Source organism: Paracraurococcus lichenis (assembly GCF_030657435.1).
GTDB classification, from domain to species: domain Bacteria; phylum Pseudomonadota; class Alphaproteobacteria; order Acetobacterales; family Acetobacteraceae; genus Paracraurococcus; species Paracraurococcus lichenis.
This window is the reverse complement of record NZ_JAUTWS010000485.1, coordinates 1-457: the sequence shown is the minus strand read 5'-3', so window position 1 is coordinate 457 and position 457 is coordinate 1. Positions and strand designations below refer to the sequence as shown.

Here is a 457-nt window from a genome sequence, read left to right as displayed (position 1 = left end):
ATGGATGATCACCTCGCTGTCGCCTGGCAGTGGCGAGAAGATGTCCAAGCATTCAGTCAAGTGCGATGACCTGACGGGCCTCTTGAGCCATTTCACAACGCTACAAGCAAAGGCGCGGACCCGAACTGGAAAAGCTTTCCCGATCATCGTCATTCATGAGGCCGGCCTGGATGGCTTCTGGATCCACCGCGCGCTGGAACAGGAGGGTCTCGAGAGCCATGTCGTCGACCCCGCTTCTGTCCTGACCTCCCGCCGGCGGCGCAACGCAAAGACGGACCGGATCGATGGTGAGGCCCTGCTGCGCACGCTGCTGGCCTACAAGCGTGGTGAGCCGAGGGTCTGCGCCATGGTTCGGCCACCGACCCCTGACGAAGAGGATCGTCGGCGACTCTGCCGCGAGCGCAAGACGTTGGTATGCGAGCGGATTGCGCATGTGAACCGCATCAAAGGATTGCTG

At 61.5% G+C, this 457-nt stretch carries 1 protein-coding gene; it reads left to right on the top strand.

The genetic code is table 11. The features are described 5' to 3' along the window. On the top strand, positions 1-457 hold a 457-nt coding region (locus Q7A36_RS40905; RefSeq protein ID WP_305109495.1), incomplete at both ends, for an IS110 family transposase.